This is a genomic window from Terribacillus aidingensis (assembly GCF_900215625.1).
In the GTDB taxonomy this organism is placed as follows: Bacteria; Bacillota; Bacilli; order Bacillales; family Amphibacillaceae; genus Terribacillus; species Terribacillus aidingensis.
Genome location: NZ_OBEK01000003.1, coordinates 303,054 through 320,813 on the forward strand (window position 1 = coordinate 303,054; position 17,760 = coordinate 320,813).

At 43.1% G+C, this 17,760-nt stretch carries 17 protein-coding genes and 1 pseudogene; 4 read left to right on the plus strand and 14 right to left on the minus strand.

The genetic code is table 11. From position 1 onward, the window contains the following. Positions 1-1,149 (minus strand): tRNA epoxyqueuosine(34) reductase QueG, encoded by a 1,149-nt coding sequence (gene queG, locus CRO17_RS12110; RefSeq protein ID WP_097042579.1) that lies wholly within the window; start codon positions 1,147-1,149, stop codon positions 1-3. A gap of 285 nt (positions 1,150-1,434) precedes the next feature. Between queG and dat the strand changes: the two genes are divergently transcribed. Continuing rightward, entirely contained in the window at positions 1,435-2,298 is an 864-nt protein-coding gene (gene dat / locus CRO17_RS12115) for a D-amino-acid transaminase (protein ID WP_097042581.1), read from the plus strand. Positions 2,299-2,388: 90 nt separating this feature from the next. Here the strand turns inward: dat and CRO17_RS12120 are convergent, their stop codons facing one another. Then, on the minus strand, positions 2,389-3,030 hold the full coding sequence (locus tag CRO17_RS12120) for a TVP38/TMEM64 family protein (RefSeq protein WP_179637024.1): 642 nt from the start codon (positions 3,028-3,030) through the stop codon (positions 2,389-2,391). Positions 3,031-3,339: 309 nt separating this feature from the next. On the opposite strand from CRO17_RS12120, the gene murA reads away from it, so the two are divergent. The 3 genes from murA (at position 3,340) to CRO17_RS12135 (ending at position 5,962) form a co-directional block, all read left to right on the plus strand. After that, positions 3,340-4,620 (plus strand): UDP-N-acetylglucosamine 1-carboxyvinyltransferase, encoded by a 1,281-nt coding sequence (gene murA / locus CRO17_RS12125; protein WP_097042585.1) that lies wholly within the window; start codon positions 3,340-3,342, stop codon positions 4,618-4,620. Between the two features lie 89 nt (positions 4,621-4,709). Continuing rightward, complete coding sequence (locus tag CRO17_RS12130; protein WP_097042586.1) at positions 4,710-5,216, plus strand: metallophosphoesterase family protein; 507 nt, start codon at positions 4,710-4,712, stop codon at positions 5,214-5,216. Between the two features lie 5 nt (positions 5,217-5,221). After that, positions 5,222-5,962, plus strand: a complete 741-nt coding sequence (locus tag CRO17_RS12135; protein ID WP_097042720.1) for an SDR family oxidoreductase — start codon at positions 5,222-5,224, stop codon at positions 5,960-5,962. A 35-nt stretch (positions 5,963-5,997) separates the two neighbouring features. Here the strand turns inward: CRO17_RS12135 and CRO17_RS12140 are convergent, their stop codons facing one another. The 12 genes and pseudogenes from CRO17_RS12140 to CRO17_RS12190 form a co-directional block, all read right to left on the minus strand. Next, positions 5,998-6,783, minus strand: a complete 786-nt coding sequence (locus tag CRO17_RS12140) for a glucose 1-dehydrogenase (RefSeq protein WP_097042588.1) — start codon at positions 6,781-6,783, stop codon at positions 5,998-6,000. 21 nt (positions 6,784-6,804) lie between these two features. After that, positions 6,805-7,665: a GRP family sugar transporter gene (locus tag CRO17_RS12145; protein ID WP_097042590.1), complete on the minus strand. Its 861-nt coding sequence runs from the start codon at positions 7,663-7,665 to the stop codon at positions 6,805-6,807. Positions 7,666-7,765: 100 nt separating this feature from the next. Next, positions 7,766-9,499, minus strand: a complete 1,734-nt coding sequence (gene cydC, locus CRO17_RS12150; protein WP_097042592.1) for a thiol reductant ABC exporter subunit CydC — start codon at positions 9,497-9,499, stop codon at positions 7,766-7,768. Further along, positions 9,486-11,207, minus strand: coding sequence for a thiol reductant ABC exporter subunit CydD (gene cydD / locus CRO17_RS12155; protein ID WP_097042594.1), 1,722 nt, complete (start codon positions 11,205-11,207; stop codon positions 9,486-9,488). Before cydD ends, cydC begins: the two co-directional genes overlap by 14 nt. Beyond that, entirely contained in the window at positions 11,207-12,223 is a 1,017-nt protein-coding gene (cydB, locus tag CRO17_RS12160; RefSeq protein ID WP_097042595.1) for a cytochrome d ubiquinol oxidase subunit II, read from the minus strand. Before cydB ends, cydD begins: the two co-directional genes overlap by 1 nt. Next, positions 12,210-13,610: a cytochrome ubiquinol oxidase subunit I gene (locus CRO17_RS12165; RefSeq protein WP_097042597.1), complete on the minus strand. Its 1,401-nt coding sequence runs from the start codon at positions 13,608-13,610 to the stop codon at positions 12,210-12,212. Before CRO17_RS12165 ends, cydB begins: the two co-directional genes overlap by 14 nt. 204 nt (positions 13,611-13,814) lie before the next feature. After that, on the minus strand, positions 13,815-14,354 hold the full coding sequence (locus CRO17_RS12170; protein WP_097042599.1) for a nucleotidyltransferase family protein: 540 nt from the start codon (positions 14,352-14,354) through the stop codon (positions 13,815-13,817). Positions 14,355-14,376: 22 nt separating this feature from the next. Beyond that, a complete protein-coding gene (locus tag CRO17_RS12175) occupies positions 14,377-14,847 on the minus strand; it encodes a GNAT family N-acetyltransferase (protein WP_097042601.1) in 471 nt (156 codons plus the stop codon). A 24-nt stretch (positions 14,848-14,871) separates the two neighbouring features. Then, positions 14,872-15,272, minus strand: a pseudogene (locus tag CRO17_RS12180) (GNAT family N-acetyltransferase). A gap of 110 nt (positions 15,273-15,382) precedes the next feature. Continuing rightward, positions 15,383-16,249, minus strand: a complete 867-nt coding sequence (locus CRO17_RS12185) for a GAF domain-containing protein (RefSeq protein WP_097042603.1) — start codon at positions 16,247-16,249, stop codon at positions 15,383-15,385. A 129-nt stretch (positions 16,250-16,378) separates the two neighbouring features. Continuing rightward, complete coding sequence (locus tag CRO17_RS17585; RefSeq protein WP_179637026.1) at positions 16,379-16,519, minus strand: hypothetical protein; 141 nt, start codon at positions 16,517-16,519, stop codon at positions 16,379-16,381. Positions 16,520-16,641: 122 nt separating this feature from the next. Continuing rightward, the gene (locus tag CRO17_RS12190) at positions 16,642-17,640 is read right to left on the minus strand and encodes an acrylyl-CoA reductase family protein (protein ID WP_097042604.1); all 999 of its coding nucleotides are present in this window, start codon (positions 17,638-17,640) and stop codon (positions 16,642-16,644) included. Positions 17,641-17,760: the final 120 nt, after the last annotated feature.

A 17,760-nucleotide genomic window follows, 5' to 3' on the forward strand; every position in this document is an offset into this window, starting at 1 on the left:
TTAGTGTGCTTTCGCGTATTCTTTTTCAAACTGCAATCCCTTTTCCATTTCTTCTCGTACTTGTGCGTCTTCCTCTTCCTCCACTGCACGTTTAATAGCTTCAAAACCTTCTGGCAGCCCAATCTTACCGATTGCCCAGGCAGCAGTTCCGCGGATAACAGGACGCGGGTCTTTTTCCATGAGCTCGATTAAATCTGGAACAGCTGTCGTCGTTTTATAATGGGCCATCGTCAAAATAGCATTGCGCTGAATCGGTTTCTTACCGCGCCAGGAACCAGAGATCACACCAAACTTTGTTTTGAATTCTTTATTGGACATTTTCAGCAATGGTTTTAATAACGGCTTCACAATCTCCGGATCAGGCTCCATCTCTTCATGAAGGTGGAAGTTCATTCCTTTGTTCTTTGGACAAACAAGCTGGCACGTATCACAGCCGTAAATACGATTGCCGATCTTCGTCCGAAATTCATCAGGAAGGAAATCCTTTGTTTGTGTCAAATAAGCGATGCAGCGCTGAGCGTTCAGCTGCCCGCCTTGAACAAGCGCTCCTGTTGGGCAAGAGTCGATGCATTTTGTACAGCTGCCACAACTATCTTCAACTGCCTCATCCGGCTGGAAAGGTACATTCGTAATCATTTCACCAAGATAGACATATGAACCAAACTCAGGCGTAATGACAAAGCTGTTTTTAGCGCTAAAGCCAATTCCTGCTCGTTCCGCCACAGCACGGTCGGATAATTCTCCCGTATCGACCATAGAACGATAAGCGAACCCTTCTACTCTTTCTGCGAGAAAAGCAGACAGCTTATTCAATCGGTCGCGCAGCACCTCATGGTAATCCATCCCCCAGGAGGCACGACAAAACAGCCCGCGCGGTTCTTCTTTTGTACTCTTTGGAGCATTAGGCAGTCGGGAAGGATACGCAAGCGCAATGGCAATAATGGATTGGGCTGATGGCATGAGTTTTTTCGGCTCAGTTCGTTCTTCAATTGTTCCTTTTTCAAAACCAGATTGATAATTTTTTTCTTGCTGCTGCTTTAGTCTTTCCTTTAACTCTTGGAAGACATCCGCTGTAGTGAATCTGATTTTATCAACACCGATTTCCTTACTGTAAGCAATCAGCTCTTGTTTTAACTTTTCCGTATCCATTATGCCGCCTCCCTTTTTTATTATTATTTCTAGTATTATTTCCATATTAGGCATAGTAAAAACGCAATGCCTCGTTACGTTTAAAACGAGACACTGCGTTGGCTCAAGGGTAATGTACAAGTTCATGATGCGCGAAATGAATACCCCGGTTTATAAATAGTATGTTAAGTAGTATAACAAGGTTTTTACACACGTGCAACATTCAAAGCAAAATTCGACATTTTTTTCACTTTCCCGCTTTTCCTCTTCTGCTATACTTAATTTTAACGAAATGGAGGTATTAGGATGAGCTTGTACAATTACGTATGGACGCAGAATGGCATAATAGCGAAAGATTCTCTTTTCTATCCGTTCGAGGAAAGAGGATTACAGTTTGGAGACGGCATCTATGAAGTTATTCGTATCTATCAAGGAAACTATGATTTACTTGAAGCCCATATCGATCGGCTTTATCGTTCGGCAGAAGCAATACGTTTGCAAGTACCTTTCAATAAGGAAACACTTATCGCCTCTCTGCAAAAGTTAGCAGAGAAAAACGCTGTGGAGACGGATGCAAAGCTCTATTTACAGATTACCCGCGGCTCTGCGCCGCGTGAACATACTTTTCCGAATGTGCCGAGCAATCTATACGCCTATATCGAGCAAAGTGCACGGCCAGCCGCACAGCTTCAACAAGGCGTGCGAACAATATTAACAGAAGATATTCGATGGGATTTATGTTACATCAAAAGCTTAAATTTACTGCCTAATATACTAGCAAAGCAAACAGCCAAGGAAAAAGGCGCATATGAAGCTATTTTTCATAAAAACGGTCAAGTGACAGAAGGCTCTTCGTCCAACGTATTTATTGTGAAAGACAATGTGCTTTACACGCATCCAGCAGCACAAAACATTTTGCATGGCTGTGTCCGAAATCGCGTATTAAATCTCGCAGCCGAATCAGCACTGGAAATACAAGAAACAACCTTCTCCACACAGCAGCTTTTAGCTGCAGATGAAGTGTTTATCACGAGTACAACAAGTGAAGTCATGCCTGTTATAGAAGTGGACGGAAATTGTATTCGTAACGGTAAGCCCGGTGTGATTACACGTAAGTTACAGCTTGCTTATGAGAAAGTTAGCGAAATACAAGAGACAGCATTTATATAATTAAAAACCGATAGACACCTTGTCTATCGGTTTTCATCTGCTTCTTTATCTCCTTGAATATTAAAACAAAAAGAGACAGTCTAAGCTGTCTTAAGTTAGTATTTCCTTTATCTTATCTCTTTTCCAAAAACCAATCAGAACACAAATCAATATAACTACTATAATAGTAGCGAGATACATATAATTGAAGGATACGATACTTGCACCAAGAAGGGCGTATGTCATCGTTCCTGGCAGCACACCTACAATGCTTGCCACCATATAATGCTTAAATTTAACACGTGTCAGACCGGAAACATAACTAACCAAATCATAGTTGAAAACCGGCAGCACCCGCATGACGAGAACGTATAGAAAACCTGCATCATGCAATTTTTGTTTAATTTTTTCTGCCCGTTCACCAAAATCCTTATCCCCAAATCGTTCAGAGAATATGCTTGCCAAGAAGTATGCGACAACGGCTGCACCAGCTGCGCCTATCAGAATAAAGATTGTTCCTTTTATAAAGCCAAAAGCCAGCCCCCCTGCAATCGATAGTGCTGAAGAAGGGAAAAAGATGATAGGTTTCACTGTATAGATTCCAATATAAATTAAGGGGGAAACAATTCCAAATGATATAATCCACTTTTGGATTTCCTCAGGTGGCAGTTTCATATGTTCCCGGACAAACCAAATCAGAAAAAGTACAAGCAGCCCGATAACCGTGCCCTTGATAACTTTGCTTCCATTCATGATATGCCTGCCTTTCCAGTGGTATAGTCCAGTCCTTTCCATTGTAGCACAAAAGTTCGTTACCGATAGTTTATGAAGCTTTCGTACAGATGTTCGGGCTTTAGGAAAAATCTACATACAGGAATACTTATTCCCTATCTACTTCTAGCGTGTTTAATGGTAAAATGGAGTTTATGTGCATATGAGAGAAGATGAAAAGCGCAGAAGGCCGTTTAAAAATGCAGGAAAGCGAAGCAACTTAAAGAAACCGTTCTTCGCCTCTTGATTTTCTTGCCTTCCGAGCTGGAATTAGACAAGGAGCGTAATAGAGTGAACAATGCATGGTTTGAAGTTAGAAATAGCGGCCCGCTAAACGGAGAAGTCACGATTCCCGGCGCCAAGAACAGTGCCCTTGCACTGGTCGCAGCAGGCTGTTTGACAGATGAAACAATCACGATTCATGATATACCCGCTATCCGGGATATTTTATTAATAAAAGAAATCGCTGAAGATATTGGCTTGTATATGGAAGAAAAAGAGAAAAACACCTATGAGCTTACCGGAAGGCATATCACTTCCGGTAAATTAGATGTGGCAAAAACATCGGATTTTCGTGCTTCCTATTATTTTGTCGGGGCTTTACTTGCGAAAGTGAAGACCGTCCAAATTGGCTATCCAGGCGGAGATGACTTTGGCTCCCGCCCAATTGATCAGCACGTTAAAGCTCTTTCGGCACTTGGGGCGACATTTGACTTCAAGCAAAAATATTACGAAGTATCTTGTGACAAGCTTACAGGAGCGGATATTACCTTTGATGTCATTACATCTGGCGCCACTATTAATGCTATGCTGGCGGCAGTTAAAGCAGAAGGCCGTACTGTACTGCATAATGCTGCAAAGGATCCGGAAGTCGTTGATCTAGGCAACTTGCTTAACTTAATGGGAGCGAAAATTAAAGGTGCCGGAACAGATAGAATTACCATTGACGGCGTTGCATCGCTGCATGGCGGAATTGAACATACTGTTATTCCAGACCGCTTGATTGCTGGAGCATTTTTAATGGCTGCTGGTGTAACAAATGGCCGCATCACAGTGAAAAACGTTATTCCAGAACATTTGGCAAGCTGTACAAACAAGTTGATTGAGTTAGGTATGACAATTACCGAAGAAGATGATTCTATGACTGCTTCCGGTTCAGCTTTACATGGTGCACGAATCCAGACGGGTATGTACCCTGAATTAGCTACTGACTTGCAGCAGCCGCTCACGACATTGCTCGTACTTGCTGCTGGCTCCAGCTCCATCACGGATAAAGTATATCCAAATCGTACTGGGCACGTAGCTGAACTGAAGAAGCTCGGTGCAGACATCAATGTAGTAGATCATCAAATTATGATTAACGGCGTTTCCAAGCTTATGGGCGCAACAGTAAAAGCGCATGACGTACGAGCTGGCACGTCCTTGATTCTTGCAGGTCTTGCAGCTGATGGTGTTACGAAGATTACTGATATTAAACATATCCAACGAGGCTATGAAGATATTGTTGGTCTGTTCACACAGTTAGGTGCCGACATTACGTTACATCAGCCTGCACATCAAACACAACATTAATTAGAACGCTCTCCTCTTGGCAGGAGAGCGTTTTTTATGATTGCTTAAAGAAACATTTGGGTACTATGTCACTGACGGGAGGAAAACGAATGCACATTATCATTTTAGCTGATACACATATGCCTCGTATGGCAAAGATATGGCCTCCTGCTCTGCTTCCTTATTTGGAAAGTGCCGACCATATTGTGCATGCTGGCGATTTCAATGACCGGCGAGTGCTTGCCTCACTCCAATCTTTTGCACCGGTAACCGCTGTTTACGGTAATACAGACGATCCGGATGTAACGGAAATCTTACCAAGTAAACAGGTTGTCTCCTTTCATGGTGTTACGGTGGGTATTACACACGGCCATGGAAAAGGAAAAACGACAGAGCAGCGAGCACGAGCAGCTTTTGCAGAAGAATCGCTGGATTTGCTCATTTACGGGCATTCCCATATACCTGAACAAAAGACAGAAGAAGAGATGGTTCTCTTTAATCCAGGATCACCAACGGATAAGCGGCGTCAGAAGCAGTTTTCTTTTGGCGAATTAGTTGTTGAAGAAGATGGCACATGGACATTAAAGCATATTTATTACAGGGATAAGAAAGGATGAAGAAAATGGATTTTACAAGCAAAGTAGTTGTTGTGACTGGAGCAGGAAACGGAATTGGTAAGGCTGTGGCTTTGCATTATGCAGCTGCTGGCGCTAAAGTTGCAGCAGTAGATTTGGATAAATCAGCTGCCGAACAGACTATTCAAGAAATGAAAGGTGAAGGACTCGCCTTGCAAGCCGATATGCGTCTTCATAAAGAAGTAACCAATTTCATGAAACTGGCATACGAGCACTTTGGGCAAATTGATATTTTAATTAATAACGCCGGTGTTAGCGCGTTTAAAAACATGTTCGAATTAGCCGTGGAAGAATGGGATAGTATTATCAATACAAACTTGCGCGGCACCTTCTTGGCTAGCCGCGAAGCAGCCGGCTACATGAAACATAGCGGAAAAGGCGGCGCCATCGTAAACATCGCTTCCACTCGCGCCTCTATGTCCGAACCGGATACGGAGGCTTACGCTGCCACAAAAGGCGGCATCACCGCACTTACCCATGCATTGTCAGTTTCCTTACAAAATGACTATATTACTGTCAATTGCATTAGTCCTGGCTGGATTGAAACAGAGGATTATGATGCATTGCGACCAGTTGATCACGATCAGCATCCTTCCAAACGAGTCGGCACTCCATCTGACATTGCCAGAGCTTGTTTGTTCCTGACAACTGCAGAAAATAACTTTATCAATGGTGAAAACTTAGTTATCGATGGCGGTATGACACGCAAAATGATTTATGCACATTAAAATAGACAATGCCCGCGGGCATTGTCTATTTTTGTTTAGCCTCTTCCGGCTTGGAAGCTCGGATACTTTGTCATACCGCCATCTGCGAACAGTGTAATACCAGTAACATAGCTGGACTCTTCGGATGCAAGCCACACTGCAACTGCCGCAATTTCTTCTGGTTTTCCAATATAGCCCATTGGAATCATGCTTTCCACATCTGCCTTTTGCTTCGGATCGGCAAATTTCTCCGCATTAATCGGTGTATTGATGGCACCTGGTCCGATATTGTTCACACGGATACCTTTCGGCGCATATTCAAGCGCTAGTGTTTCTGTCAACAGTTTAACGCCGCCTTTACTCGCTGCATAATGTGCAAATAACGGCCATGGAATGACTTCATGCACACTGGACATGTTGATGATATTTCCTTTAATGTTGTTATCAACGAAGTATTTCAATGCTTCTCTGGAACCTAGAAACGCACCAGTTAAGTTCGTACCAATTACACGATCCCAATCTTTCAGCGTTAATTCATGAGAAGGAACAGGATTCTCTACGCCTGCATTGTTAATCATAATATCAAGCTTGCCGAAAGAATCAATGGCAGTCTGGACAAGCTTTTGCACATCTTCTTCCTTCATGACATTACCTTGTACTGCTACTGCATCACTGCCGCTATCTTTGATGGCTCGGACAACTGCTTCGCCCTCTTCTTGGTTTTTATAATAATTGATAACTATTTTAGCGCCTTCTTGAGCAAAACGTAATGCCATAGCTCTGCCTAGTCCTGTAGAAGAACCCGTGATAACGACTACTTTATCCTTTAAACTTGGATACATATTGAATACTCCTTCGCTGCTTTATGATTTTGTATAACCTAAGAGAAAACCTGCGATAACGATTAGCACGATACCAATACCGACACTAACCAGCTGCCCCTTCGTTTTCTTTTCACCTAATATGAAAATACCGCCGAGTGTGGAAATGACAATTCCCATTTGAGACAAAGAAAAACTTGTTGCCACACCAACTCGAGGCTGCGAGATGAACAAAAACATATTACCTGTTGCCCATATAACACCGGGGATAATATTTTTTATTGTATACATATCATACGGTTTGTATTTCACAGTTAAGATTAGCCCGCCAGCCACCATTCCAACAGCTTGCGGGAATAAAGCAGTCCAGCCATCGACACCAAACAATCTGGCAATAACAACATAAACTAAGTAACCTACTGTAGAAATAGCCAGGAAGACCAAACCTTTTCGGAAAGCTCCCCGACTCGCCTCATCCTCTTCTTCCCCTTTGGCACGTTTGGAAGTAAGAATTGCTCCCCCAATAATAAGCAATAATGCCAGAATTCCGAGTATAACGGATCTGGATGTATTCCATTCTCCAAACACAATAACGCCAAACAAAGACGTAGATACGAGCTGTGCTCCCGTTGAAATAGGCATTGTTCGGGAAACGCCAATTGCATGGATACTTTTCAGCTGGAAAGTCTGGCCAAGCGACCAGAATACACCGGAAAGGAAACCGATTAAAAAGATAAAGCCTGTTAATTCCGGCCGAACAAAGAAATACAGTACGACTGATAAAAGCAAGGCACCAATCGTTGTACCAAGGATCTGATGATAAGGGGATCCGCCAAGCTTGACATTGAATAAAACGATACTGCCCCAAAACAAGGCAGGCAGAACCGCCAGTAAGATATCCATCACGTCACTCCATTTCAGTTATGCTTTAATGCTAGTATGATGACGCTAGTATCTTTTTATGCACAAAAAAATCCAAAGCAAATGAAGCAAATGCTTTGGATTAAGAGGTTTGGAATACGGCAGGACGATCCAATTCATATAGTTTATTATAATGAAGTGATTCCTGCAGCAATTGCGCATGTGTACCGCGCATTTTGATTTTTCCTTCTTCCAAGAAGATAATTTCGTCCATTTTTTCCATCCCTACAAGATGATGTGTCACCCATAGCAGCGATTTCCCAGCTAAACTATCGAAAATGGTATGCAGCAAATCGCGTTCTGTAATCGGATCAAGTCCTACTGTCGGCTCATCCAGCATAACAATTGGTGTATCCTGAAGCAGCACGCGCGCCAAGGCAATTCGCTGGCGTTCACCGCCTGAGAAACGCTGACCTGTTTCCTGCATGGACGTTTGATATCCTTCTGGCTGACTGGCGACTAAGTCATGCAATTTCACTTGTTTCATCACCGCTTTTACTTGTGCTTCCGACGCACTTTCATTTGCCAGCAGCAAGTTGTTGGCCACACTTGTATAAAAAAGATATGGATTTTGATTTAATACAGATACAAGCTTCGTCATATCTGGACGAATTGATGCAGCATCATAGCCATTGATACGAACAGAACCATCGTCTGGCTTGAGCATGCCTTGAAACAGTTTCAATAATGTCGACTTGCCGGCCCCGCTCTTCCCAATAACAGCTATTTTCTTGCCTTGGGTCAATTCAAGAGACAAGTCCTTGATGACATTCTCTTGTTCATCGTAACCAAAATTTACTTGCTTCATTGTTAGCGCAGCCGTATCCAACGGGCCTTCATACGGGATCGATTCGAGCTTTTTTTCTGCGTCTTCTTCCAGCTTCGTCACTCGATTCAGTGACTCTTCATAGCGCGGATACTTTTCTACAGCATTGGATACTGGTAAAATCGCTTCTGATAATGGAATAATGACAAGTACAAATGCAGCAATCCATACACCAGCAATTCTGCCGTCCGCAAAAAGGGTCGCTCCGAACACAAGCATCGTAACGAGCATCGCGGCAACAATCACTTGCCCGATAAACTCTCTGTAATAAGCCCAGTTCTTCGACCGTCTATCCGCTGTATCCTGTGTTTGCTGCTGTGTTAAAAAGCGGCTGAAGAAGTGTTTTTTCTGCCCGCTTAACAACCAATCATGAATTCCGAGGAAGCCATCTGTTACATATTGATAAAGCTGATCTTTATCCTTCTTATATGCCTGATTGACTGCCCGCATATGCAGCAAGGAGAAAATCGGCATAACAACGACAAGCACAAAAAAGTAAATTGCCATAAGTAAAGCAAACCCTATGCTGAAATAACCGAGCGAACAAATACTAATCACATACAATAATACTGCAGACGCAGTGGGCAAAATTGTGCGTAAATACAGATCTTGTAAACTCTCGATGTCTTCTGACAAGATACCTAACACTTCACCCGTTTTCATCGATTTACTTGTTGCTGCTTTTGGCTCCACCAAATGATACAAACGTGTCCGCATTTTTGCCAGCACACGGAGAATGAAATCATGGCTGACGAGCCGTTCGGAATATCGGAAAACGGAGCGCCCTAGTCCAAATGCACGCACTAGAACAATTGGCACGTAAACGAGCAGGATATTCTCCGGACGCAATGAAGATTTAGAAATCAAAAAACCAGATGTGAACATCAAAGCTGCCGCAGACCCTGCTGTCAGCATACTCAGCAGCATGATGGTCAGCATGCGATATTTATAACGTTTAATATAAGGCATGATCCAGTCACGATGCTTCATGATTATCCCCCATTTGCGCTTCCAGCAAGCGGACATATTGCCCGCGCTTTGCTGCTAATTCTTCGTGCGTGCCGGACTCTGCGATTCTGCCATGCTCCATCACGATAATGAGGTCCATTTCCTGCATCCAATGCAGCCGATGGGAAGCAAAAAACAGCAGTTTATCGGCAGCTAATTCCTCGATTACTTCCTTCAATTCAAATTCTGTCTCAATATCAAGCTGTGCAGTTGGCTCATCCAAAAGGACAATCGAGCGGTTGCTCAGAAATGCTCTAGCCAACACAATTCGCTGCGCCTGCCCTCCGCTTAAACTGCGGGCACCTTCACCAATTAACGTATCAGATCCGTCAGGCAGCTTATTCACAAAGTCGCGCAAACCAGCATATTCAATTGCTTTCTCCACTGCTTCATCGGTAGCTTCCGGAGCATAAAAACGAACATTATCTTTTACGCTGCCTTGGAAGATGAATGGATGCTGCGGAATATAAGCCGTTTGCTGCTGCCAAGCGTCTGCGTTAAAGTCAACAGCTTTTCCGTCCAATTCCATTTGCCCGCCAGCAGGATCAATAAAACCGCTAAGTAATTCAATAAAAGTCGATTTACCTGCTCCGCTAGCACCAATCAATCCGACCTTTTGATTGCCTTTTATGCGAATGCTTAAGTCAGTTATAGCAGACTGATTTTCTTCATACGCAACTGTTACATTATGCAAAACCAGCTCGCTGTCCTGCTTCCACTCACCAGCGTCTGTACCTTTACGTTTTCCTTCAGCAAGCCGAATAACAGCAAGCATCTGGTCACCAGCATCCTTGCCGTCTAATGTGGCATGATAATCATTCCCTACTTCTCGAATCGGCAGGAAATACTCTGGAGCAAGCAGCAAGATCATTAAAGCCGGCTCCAATAAGAGTGTGCCGTCAATTAAACGCAACCCAAGCGTTACCGCAACAAAGGCAATCGCCAGCTGCGTGAACAGATCAAGGGCAAAACTGGACAGAAATGCGATTCGGAGCGTACCCAAAGTGGATTTGCGATACTGCCCGCTTACTTTCTCGATTGTTTCGCCATGTTCTTTGCTGCGGCCAAGAAACTTCAGCGTTTCCAAGCCCCGCAAGGAATCAACAAAGTGATTGGAAAGCATACGGTACGCCTTCCACTGACTGTCCATTTTCTTCTGAGCTGCTAAGCCGAGCAAGATCATAAATGCGATCAAGATAGGAATGGTTACGAGTAAGATAACGCCGGAAATATCATCGTGCATCCATATATAAATAAGTACAAGCCATGGCGTAATCATATTGGAAACGAGCTTTGGCAAAAATAGTTCGAGATAATCCCGAAGCTTCCCTACACTCTCCATCAAGAACGTAACCAGATTTCCGGTACCTTCTTGCTTGGTATAACGCGGCCCCAGCTTAAAGACACTTTCTAAAAAGGCTTTCCGCATGTCTTCAACAGTCGCCTGTGCAAAGCGGAAGCAAATCTTTTTGATTACTAGCTGCAGCAGCTGTCTAGCAAGAAAGGCTGCTATGAAGCAGCCTATAAGTGGTATTTGAGATGTAAAACTTTGTCCATGGAACAGGTGCGTTATGGCCTCCGCCAGCCATTTCGCTTGAAAGATAATGGCCACAGCCTGCAGCAACGTGAACGCGGAGAGCACCACCAGCACCGTTTTTATTCCTTTGTAAGCCATTAAGTTTCTGCCCATTAGTACTCCATATGCTCCTTATGATCTACCCGTTTACGGAAAACGTAGTAGCTCCAAATTTGATAACCTAACACGAATGGCAAAAGCGCCAAACTAAGATAAGTCATGATTTTCAATGAATAATCGCCCGATGAAGCTGATTGTACAGTCAGACTGTAAGCATCACTAATAGAACTGATCATTACTCGAGGGAATAATCCGATAAACACAGATGCAATCAGCAGGATAATAATTAATCCTGACATCAAGAACGCCCAGCCATCACGTTTACGTGTAATGAAATAGCCGGATGCGAGATACACTAAGATACCGACCATGAAAAGGTACTCTAATATATTGCCGTGAACTGCGAACATATCTGTTTTAAAGAAAGTCATGCCCAGAAAAGCAATGAGTAAAACTGCATTGATTGGCAGCAAGTTCTTAGCTGCGCGACGGCAGCGTTCACGAAGTGTATCCATTAAGCGTAGTGTCCCGAAGATTAGACCGTGCCATACACACAGCATCGTCAATGTTACCCCGCCAAGAACGGTGTAGACATTAATAACATCAGTTACGCCTGCATGCATAATCATGTTTTCGTCAATCGGTACACCTTGGATTAAAGCAGTGAACATAATACCGAATGTAAGCGGCGGAATAACACTGCCGATCAGGATAACCCAGTCCCAGACTTTGCGCCAAGTCGGATGCTCTGCTTTTCCGCGGAACTCGAAAGCCACCCCGCGACCAATCAATCCAAAAAGGATAAATGCAAAGCAGAGATAAAAACCGCTCAGCATCGACGCATACCAACTAGGAAAGGCAGCGAACATAGCGCCAATAGCTGTAATCAGCCACACTTCATTCGCATCCCAAAATGGGCCAATCGAGTTAATAAACGCGCGTCTTTCCAAATCATCTTTGGCAACGAATCTGCCTGCAATTCCGACGCCAAAATCAAAGCCTTCTAAGAAGAAAAAGCCAACGAATAACACCGCAACAAGGATGAACCAAAATTCATTAAGAGAAAGCATGTTGACCCTCCTTCATAAATGGATCCTCTATGGAATCAGACTGCTCGATATCGTGTTCTGGTCCTTTTTTAATCTCACGGACGAATAGCGTAATCATGACTGCAAACAAAATCAAATACAAAGCAGAGAATGTAATGAGCGAGAATAACACTTTCCCTGCACTCACACCAGCGCTGACTGCGTCTTCTGTTTGCATATAACCGAACACAACCCATGGCTGACGACCGATTTCTGTCATAATCCAGCCGGCAGAACTTCCGATGAACGGGAAGCTGATTGCAACAATCATCATACGCAGATACCATTTACTATTTATAAGTTTTTTACGTGCATACAAGTACGCACCCCAAATAGTTAATGCAGCAATTACACCACCAAGGGCGGACATAATCCGGAAGCTCCAGAATGTTGTTTTCACTGGCGGAATATAATCGCCAGGGCCGTACATATTTTCATAACGTTCTTGAAGGGTATTGATCCCTTCAACGGATCCGTGGAAATCACCATAAGATAAGAAGCTTAACAAGTAAGGAATTTTAAGCTCACCAGTGTTTTCACCAGCTTCTGTATCGATATTAGCGATTACTGTCCAAGGAGCCGGATCCGCACTGTCTTCCCAAAGTCCTTCACTCGCTGCCATCTTCATGGGCTGTGTTTCAACAAGGTAAAGTGCCTGTTCGTGACCGGACAACGCGATACCAATACCACTGATTAAACCAACAATGATTGCTATCTTAAATGATCCTTTATAAAAGGCTACATGCTTCTTGCGGAGAAGTGCAATGGCGCTGATTCCTGTTATGAATAATGCTCCAGTCGCAAATGAACCAAACAGTGTGTGCGGGAACTCCACCCAAAGCTGGCCATTCGTCAAGATAGCGAAGAAATCATTCATTTCTAATCTGCCGTTTTGAAGCACTGCTCCCACCGGATGCTGCATAAAGGAGTTCGCTGACAAAATAAAGAATGCCGAGAAAATGGTACCTAAAGATACTAACCAAATACATAATGCATGCAGCCATTTTGGCAGGCGATCCCAGCCGAAAATCCATAAACCTAAGAAAGTAGATTCCATGAAGAATGCTAGCAAAGCTTCTATTGCAAGCGGCGCACCGAATACGTCCCCAACAAATCGGGAATATTCCGACCAGTTCATTCCGAATTGGAATTCCTGCAGGATACCGGTAACGACACCGACTGCAAAGTTAATCAGGAACAAATGCCCCCAAAACTTGGCCATTTTTTTGTACTTATCATCTTTTTTAACAACATACAACGTTTCCATGATTGCTATGATGAATACCAACCCTATACTTAACGGAACGAATAGGAAGTGGAACAAAGTCGTTGATGCAAATTGGATCCGAGATAGTTCTACAACATCCATATTGCCGCCTTCTTTCTATACGAAATTTTTTATCGGACACTTTGTGAAATTAGTCACAATGTCCTGTTACATTTAGTATACTCCTTCTTTCCTATTCGAGATTGTGAAATAGTGAACAAATTGTGGCGTAACTGTCACAGCTTTGTTAACAAACAAAAAAATCCCTTCGCAAAGGGATTTTCATTGGAATACTCACCATTTTGATTACAATTTTCTCAGCAGCTTACTTATTGCATGGTCCGCTTCTGCCGGCATGCCTATCCTGCGCGCTTCCTCTAGAATTTTCCGGTTAGGAAGACCATGTAATCGGAAATAGTTCTCCATCAGTTTCCGTTTTTCTTTCTTACGCGGAAGAAGCCAGTACATCACATACCATGCCTCCATGCTGCTAAGCGGCAGTATACCAACAGCAGTTTGCTCCATAACTGCAGTAAATGGCATCCGGAACAGATTGTCTTTATATGTAATGGCAAAGTCGGTCATCAAATCTACTTGTATATCATCTAACACGGTAAAAGTAGTACATGCTTTTGTGGAATAACATCCTTGAGGCGGCTTATCCTCTGTTTGAACAGCTCGTTTTTGCAGCACTTGTTTCGCTTGGGTAAAGTTCTCTGGCTTTACCAACAGATCCACGTCATTCGGCTGTACAGGCAGTCCTTTTAAAAATAAAAGCAGCGATCCGCCAATGCTATAGGGTACCTCATGCTCCTCCAGCAGCTTCAAAACCGGCTGAAAATGCAAACGACCGCCCTCTTTCTGCTGATTATAAATTCTTTATATACCAAACATCACATGCATAATGCTCCGATTCGTTCAGCGGTTTGTCCATCTGCCGAAAACCTTGCTTCTGATAAAAGCGATTGGCAGCATGCATATTGCTCAACGTTTCCAAGTAGCATTGCTTGTAGTGCTCGCCCGCAAAGGTAAGCGCTGTATGAAGCAGCATCTCGGCAATACCTGTTCCTCGCTGCTCTTTTGCGGCATACATTTTCTGCAGCTCACAAACATCTTGATGCGTTGCCACAGGTCCGATACCGCAGCCCGCCACTATATGTCCTTCTTCCTCGGCAACCCAGTATGTTGAGCCAGGCTGCTGATAAAGAGAATAAAGTCGGCCAAGATCTGGGTCACTCCATGCTGTTCCAGGTTTGTCTGCACCAAATTCCTTTAAGCATGTTCGTATTAGCTGCTCTACCAGCAAGTTGTCTTTCTCTTCAATCTCCCTAATCTTCATACTCTGCACCTCATATAAATGTTTTCAAAGTCTATTTACTAGATAGTAATGCGTTTGACCAGCAGGGTGATCCTCCAGCTTGCCGTAAACAGAATATCCGTACTTTTCATAGAAATGAGGCGCTTGAAAACTGAAGCTATCCAGCCTTATCAATCTAGCTCCGTTTTGTCGAGCAAAGTCCTCTGCTTTCATTAAAAGCTTTGTACCATCACCGCTATGCCGTTTGGTTTCATCCACCCAAAGAAAATCAATGTGAAGATGGTGCCAATAGAAGGTACAAGTAAGTCCGCCTGTTATCTCGCCGTTCTCATCTCGCATGGTGAATTCAGCAGTTTTCTTTTTTCTCCTGGCAGCTGGTGCATGTAGTAAGCAATCACCTTATTGCGGACGAAATCTCTTACCTCATCATTGCTCGTTTGTTTGATCTCCTCTTCTGTCTCCCCCTACTTACTGCAGATTTTCTTCACCTCCTAATTTTACCATTAACTTCAGAAAGATAAATTACACAAAACAAAAACCAGACATTCGTCTGGTTTTATATCGTATCCCGCTTTTCTACTATTAAGCCTATCTTGTTCAAAGCACGCTCCAGATTCGCTTCTATCATAATATCCTTCAGCTCCATTTGCAGCGATCGGGCTTTTAATGCTAAGTCTGGATGGAAGCCAGTCAATATAGGTGTTACACCGACAAGCTTCAGTAAAGTTGCTATTTTCAGCAGCGAATTGCTGACAACGTGATCTATTTGCGAAATGCCTGACAGATCAATAACCAGATAATCCAGATTTAGATCCTGGCTTTTCTGCAATGCTAGCTGAATAATGTTTTCCGCTCGGACTTCATTAATGAAACCCATAACTGGTAAAACAGCTACTCCAGATGTAATCGGAACAAATGGAGCTGAGAGATTTTTAATTTGCTGGTTGGCACTATCCAGCTCCAGTACAAAAGTTAAAAGCGATGCCATTGTCTCGAATAAACGGACATGTTCTTCTGAAAATGGAAACGACTTTTTATCCAGTCCGCAAATCGTACCGTAATTATCGCCATTCTCATAATAAATAGGAATGCCGATAAAGCTGCCGCCTCCTAAATCCTTCGCTGCACTTAGTGATTGTGTCAGTTCACTCTGCGCCAAGTCAGAAATAATCAATATATCTTCACCATGATCGACACTAAGCTTACATAACGTTTCATTATATGGCAGTGTTTCTCCTTCTCGCAAAAGCTCTTCCTTCTGATTAACAACTTTAACAATCTGATTGCGGACATTGTCATTTTTGGCGATGAACAGTGTATTGATTTTAACAAATTCACTTATCATATCCAATACACCTTGTGCCGCTGCATCAAAATCATGAAATAACTTGACCCGCTTTGTCATTTCTGTAACTGTTTTCATTATATAAGTACCTTTCTCTCTATTCATAATTCGAATACCAACCCTTTACCCTGTACCTTCGCAGGTAAAACTTATACTATAAAAATTATGACAAAAAAGCGCGCTGTCTATGCAGCGCGCTTCTATCGTTTAATTTGCTTGTTTATATGATTGTGTCAGTTTTTCTGATTCGTTTGAGAACTTTTGCTCGTCCTGTTTGACCATTTTCATCCAAACTGCGAAACAGCCAATAACACATGCGATTGCAATGAATCCTAATAGGTAGATCATATTTGCACCTCTCCTAAACATTTGTCATGATTATGACATGAGAGCGAAGGAGAGGGAAACCCTTTTGTGACGATGTTCACAAACCGTTCATATTCTTATTGACACAGTTTTGTCACATAAGCTTAATCAGCAATACGTACAAGATAGCGACCTCGAGCTTGCCCTTTTAATAACTTAGGCAGTGTTTCCGGCAGCTCTTCTAAGGTTACTTCCTTCAGTACAAAGCTTTCCATATCCCCTGGTTTAAAAGCTGTCGCCATTTGCAGCCAAATCTTTTCGCGAGTTGGTTTGGGACAATAGACTGAGTCAATACCAAGCAAATTGATTCCGCGTAAAATGAACGGCATAACGGATGTCGGCACCTTTGTTCCGGCTGTCAAGCCGCTAACTGCAGCAGAGCCATTATACTTCAGCTGTGTCAGCAAGGACGCAAGCGGCTCTCCGCCAACAGGATCAACCGCAGCTGCCCATCTTTGACTAGCTATCTGCTTCACCTCTCCATCATAAACTTCTTCGCGAGAGATCACACGCGCAGCACCAAGTTCTTTCAGATATTCTGCTTCTTCCGCCTTGCCTGTGCTAGCTTCCACTTCAAAGCCAAGTTTGTTCAGTATCGCTACAGCAAAACTGCCTACTCCGCCAGTTGCACCTGTTACGAGGACAGGTCCATTATTTTTATCTAATCCATTTTCCAATAGACGCTGAACAGAGAGTCCTGCAGTGAATCCTGCTGTACCAATAATCATCGCTTCTCTTGTTGTCATCCCTTCAGGAAGCGCTACAATATATTCGGCTGGTACACGAGCGAACTCACTATATCCGCCATATCGGCTCACACCAATTTCATAGCTTGTGGCAATAACATGGTCACCAGGCTGAAAGCGTCCATCCTCGGAAGAAACTACTTCACCGGACATATCAATCCCAGGAACCATCGGATAATTTTTCACGATGTTGCCATTCGCTATGGAAGCTATACTATCCTTGTAGTTAACTCCAGAATAGTGAACCTTAATTAACACTTCGCCTTCTGGTAAATCATCCACTGTAAGATTCTTCACCTGAACAGAAACATCATCTGCTTGTTTATTTACTACTAATGCTTTAAAAGTATCTGTCATTTTGCATTACCTCCTGCTACTCATACTAGTTCTTTTCCTAATCAGATACAAATTATGTGCACAATATAGGATACTTTGATACCTTTCCCTTTTCAGCTTCCAGATATTCTATTAAAAATC

Coding starts and splice junctions, on each gene's coding strand:
- queG (WP_097042579.1), bottom strand. CDS start 1,149: ATGGATACGGAAAAGTTAAAACAAGAGCTGATTGCTTACAGTAAGGAA.
- dat (WP_097042581.1), top strand. CDS start 1,435: ATGAGCTTGTACAATTACGTATGGACGCAGAATGGCATAATAGCGAAA.
- CRO17_RS12120 (WP_179637024.1), bottom strand. CDS start 3,030: ATGAATGGAAGCAAAGTTATCAAGGGCACGGTTATCGGGCTGCTTGTA.
- CRO17_RS12130 (WP_097042586.1), top strand. CDS start 4,710: ATGCACATTATCATTTTAGCTGATACACATATGCCTCGTATGGCAAAG.
- CRO17_RS12135 (WP_097042720.1), top strand. CDS start 5,222: ATGGATTTTACAAGCAAAGTAGTTGTTGTGACTGGAGCAGGAAACGGA.
- CRO17_RS12140 (WP_097042588.1), bottom strand. CDS start 6,783: ATGTATCCAAGTTTAAAGGATAAAGTAGTCGTTATCACGGGTTCTTCT.
- CRO17_RS12145 (WP_097042590.1), bottom strand. CDS start 7,665: ATGGATATCTTACTGGCGGTTCTGCCTGCCTTGTTTTGGGGCAGTATC.
- cydC (WP_097042592.1), bottom strand. CDS start 9,499: ATGAAGCATCGTGACTGGATCATGCCTTATATTAAACGTTATAAATAT.
- cydD (WP_097042594.1), bottom strand. CDS start 11,207: ATGGGCAGAAACTTAATGGCTTACAAAGGAATAAAAACGGTGCTGGTG.
- cydB (WP_097042595.1), bottom strand. CDS start 12,223: ATGCTTTCTCTTAATGAATTTTGGTTCATCCTTGTTGCGGTGTTATTC.
- CRO17_RS12165 (WP_097042597.1), bottom strand. CDS start 13,610: ATGGATGTTGTAGAACTATCTCGGATCCAATTTGCATCAACGACTTTG.
- CRO17_RS12175 (WP_097042601.1), bottom strand. CDS start 14,847: ATGAAGATTAGGGAGATTGAAGAGAAAGACAACTTGCTGGTAGAGCAG.
- CRO17_RS12185 (WP_097042603.1), bottom strand. CDS start 16,249: ATGAAAACAGTTACAGAAATGACAAAGCGGGTCAAGTTATTTCATGAT.
- CRO17_RS17585 (WP_179637026.1), bottom strand. CDS start 16,519: ATGATCTACCTATTAGGATTCATTGCAATCGCATGTGTTATTGGCTGT.
- CRO17_RS12190 (WP_097042604.1), bottom strand. CDS start 17,640: ATGACAGATACTTTTAAAGCATTAGTAGTAAATAAACAAGCAGATGAT.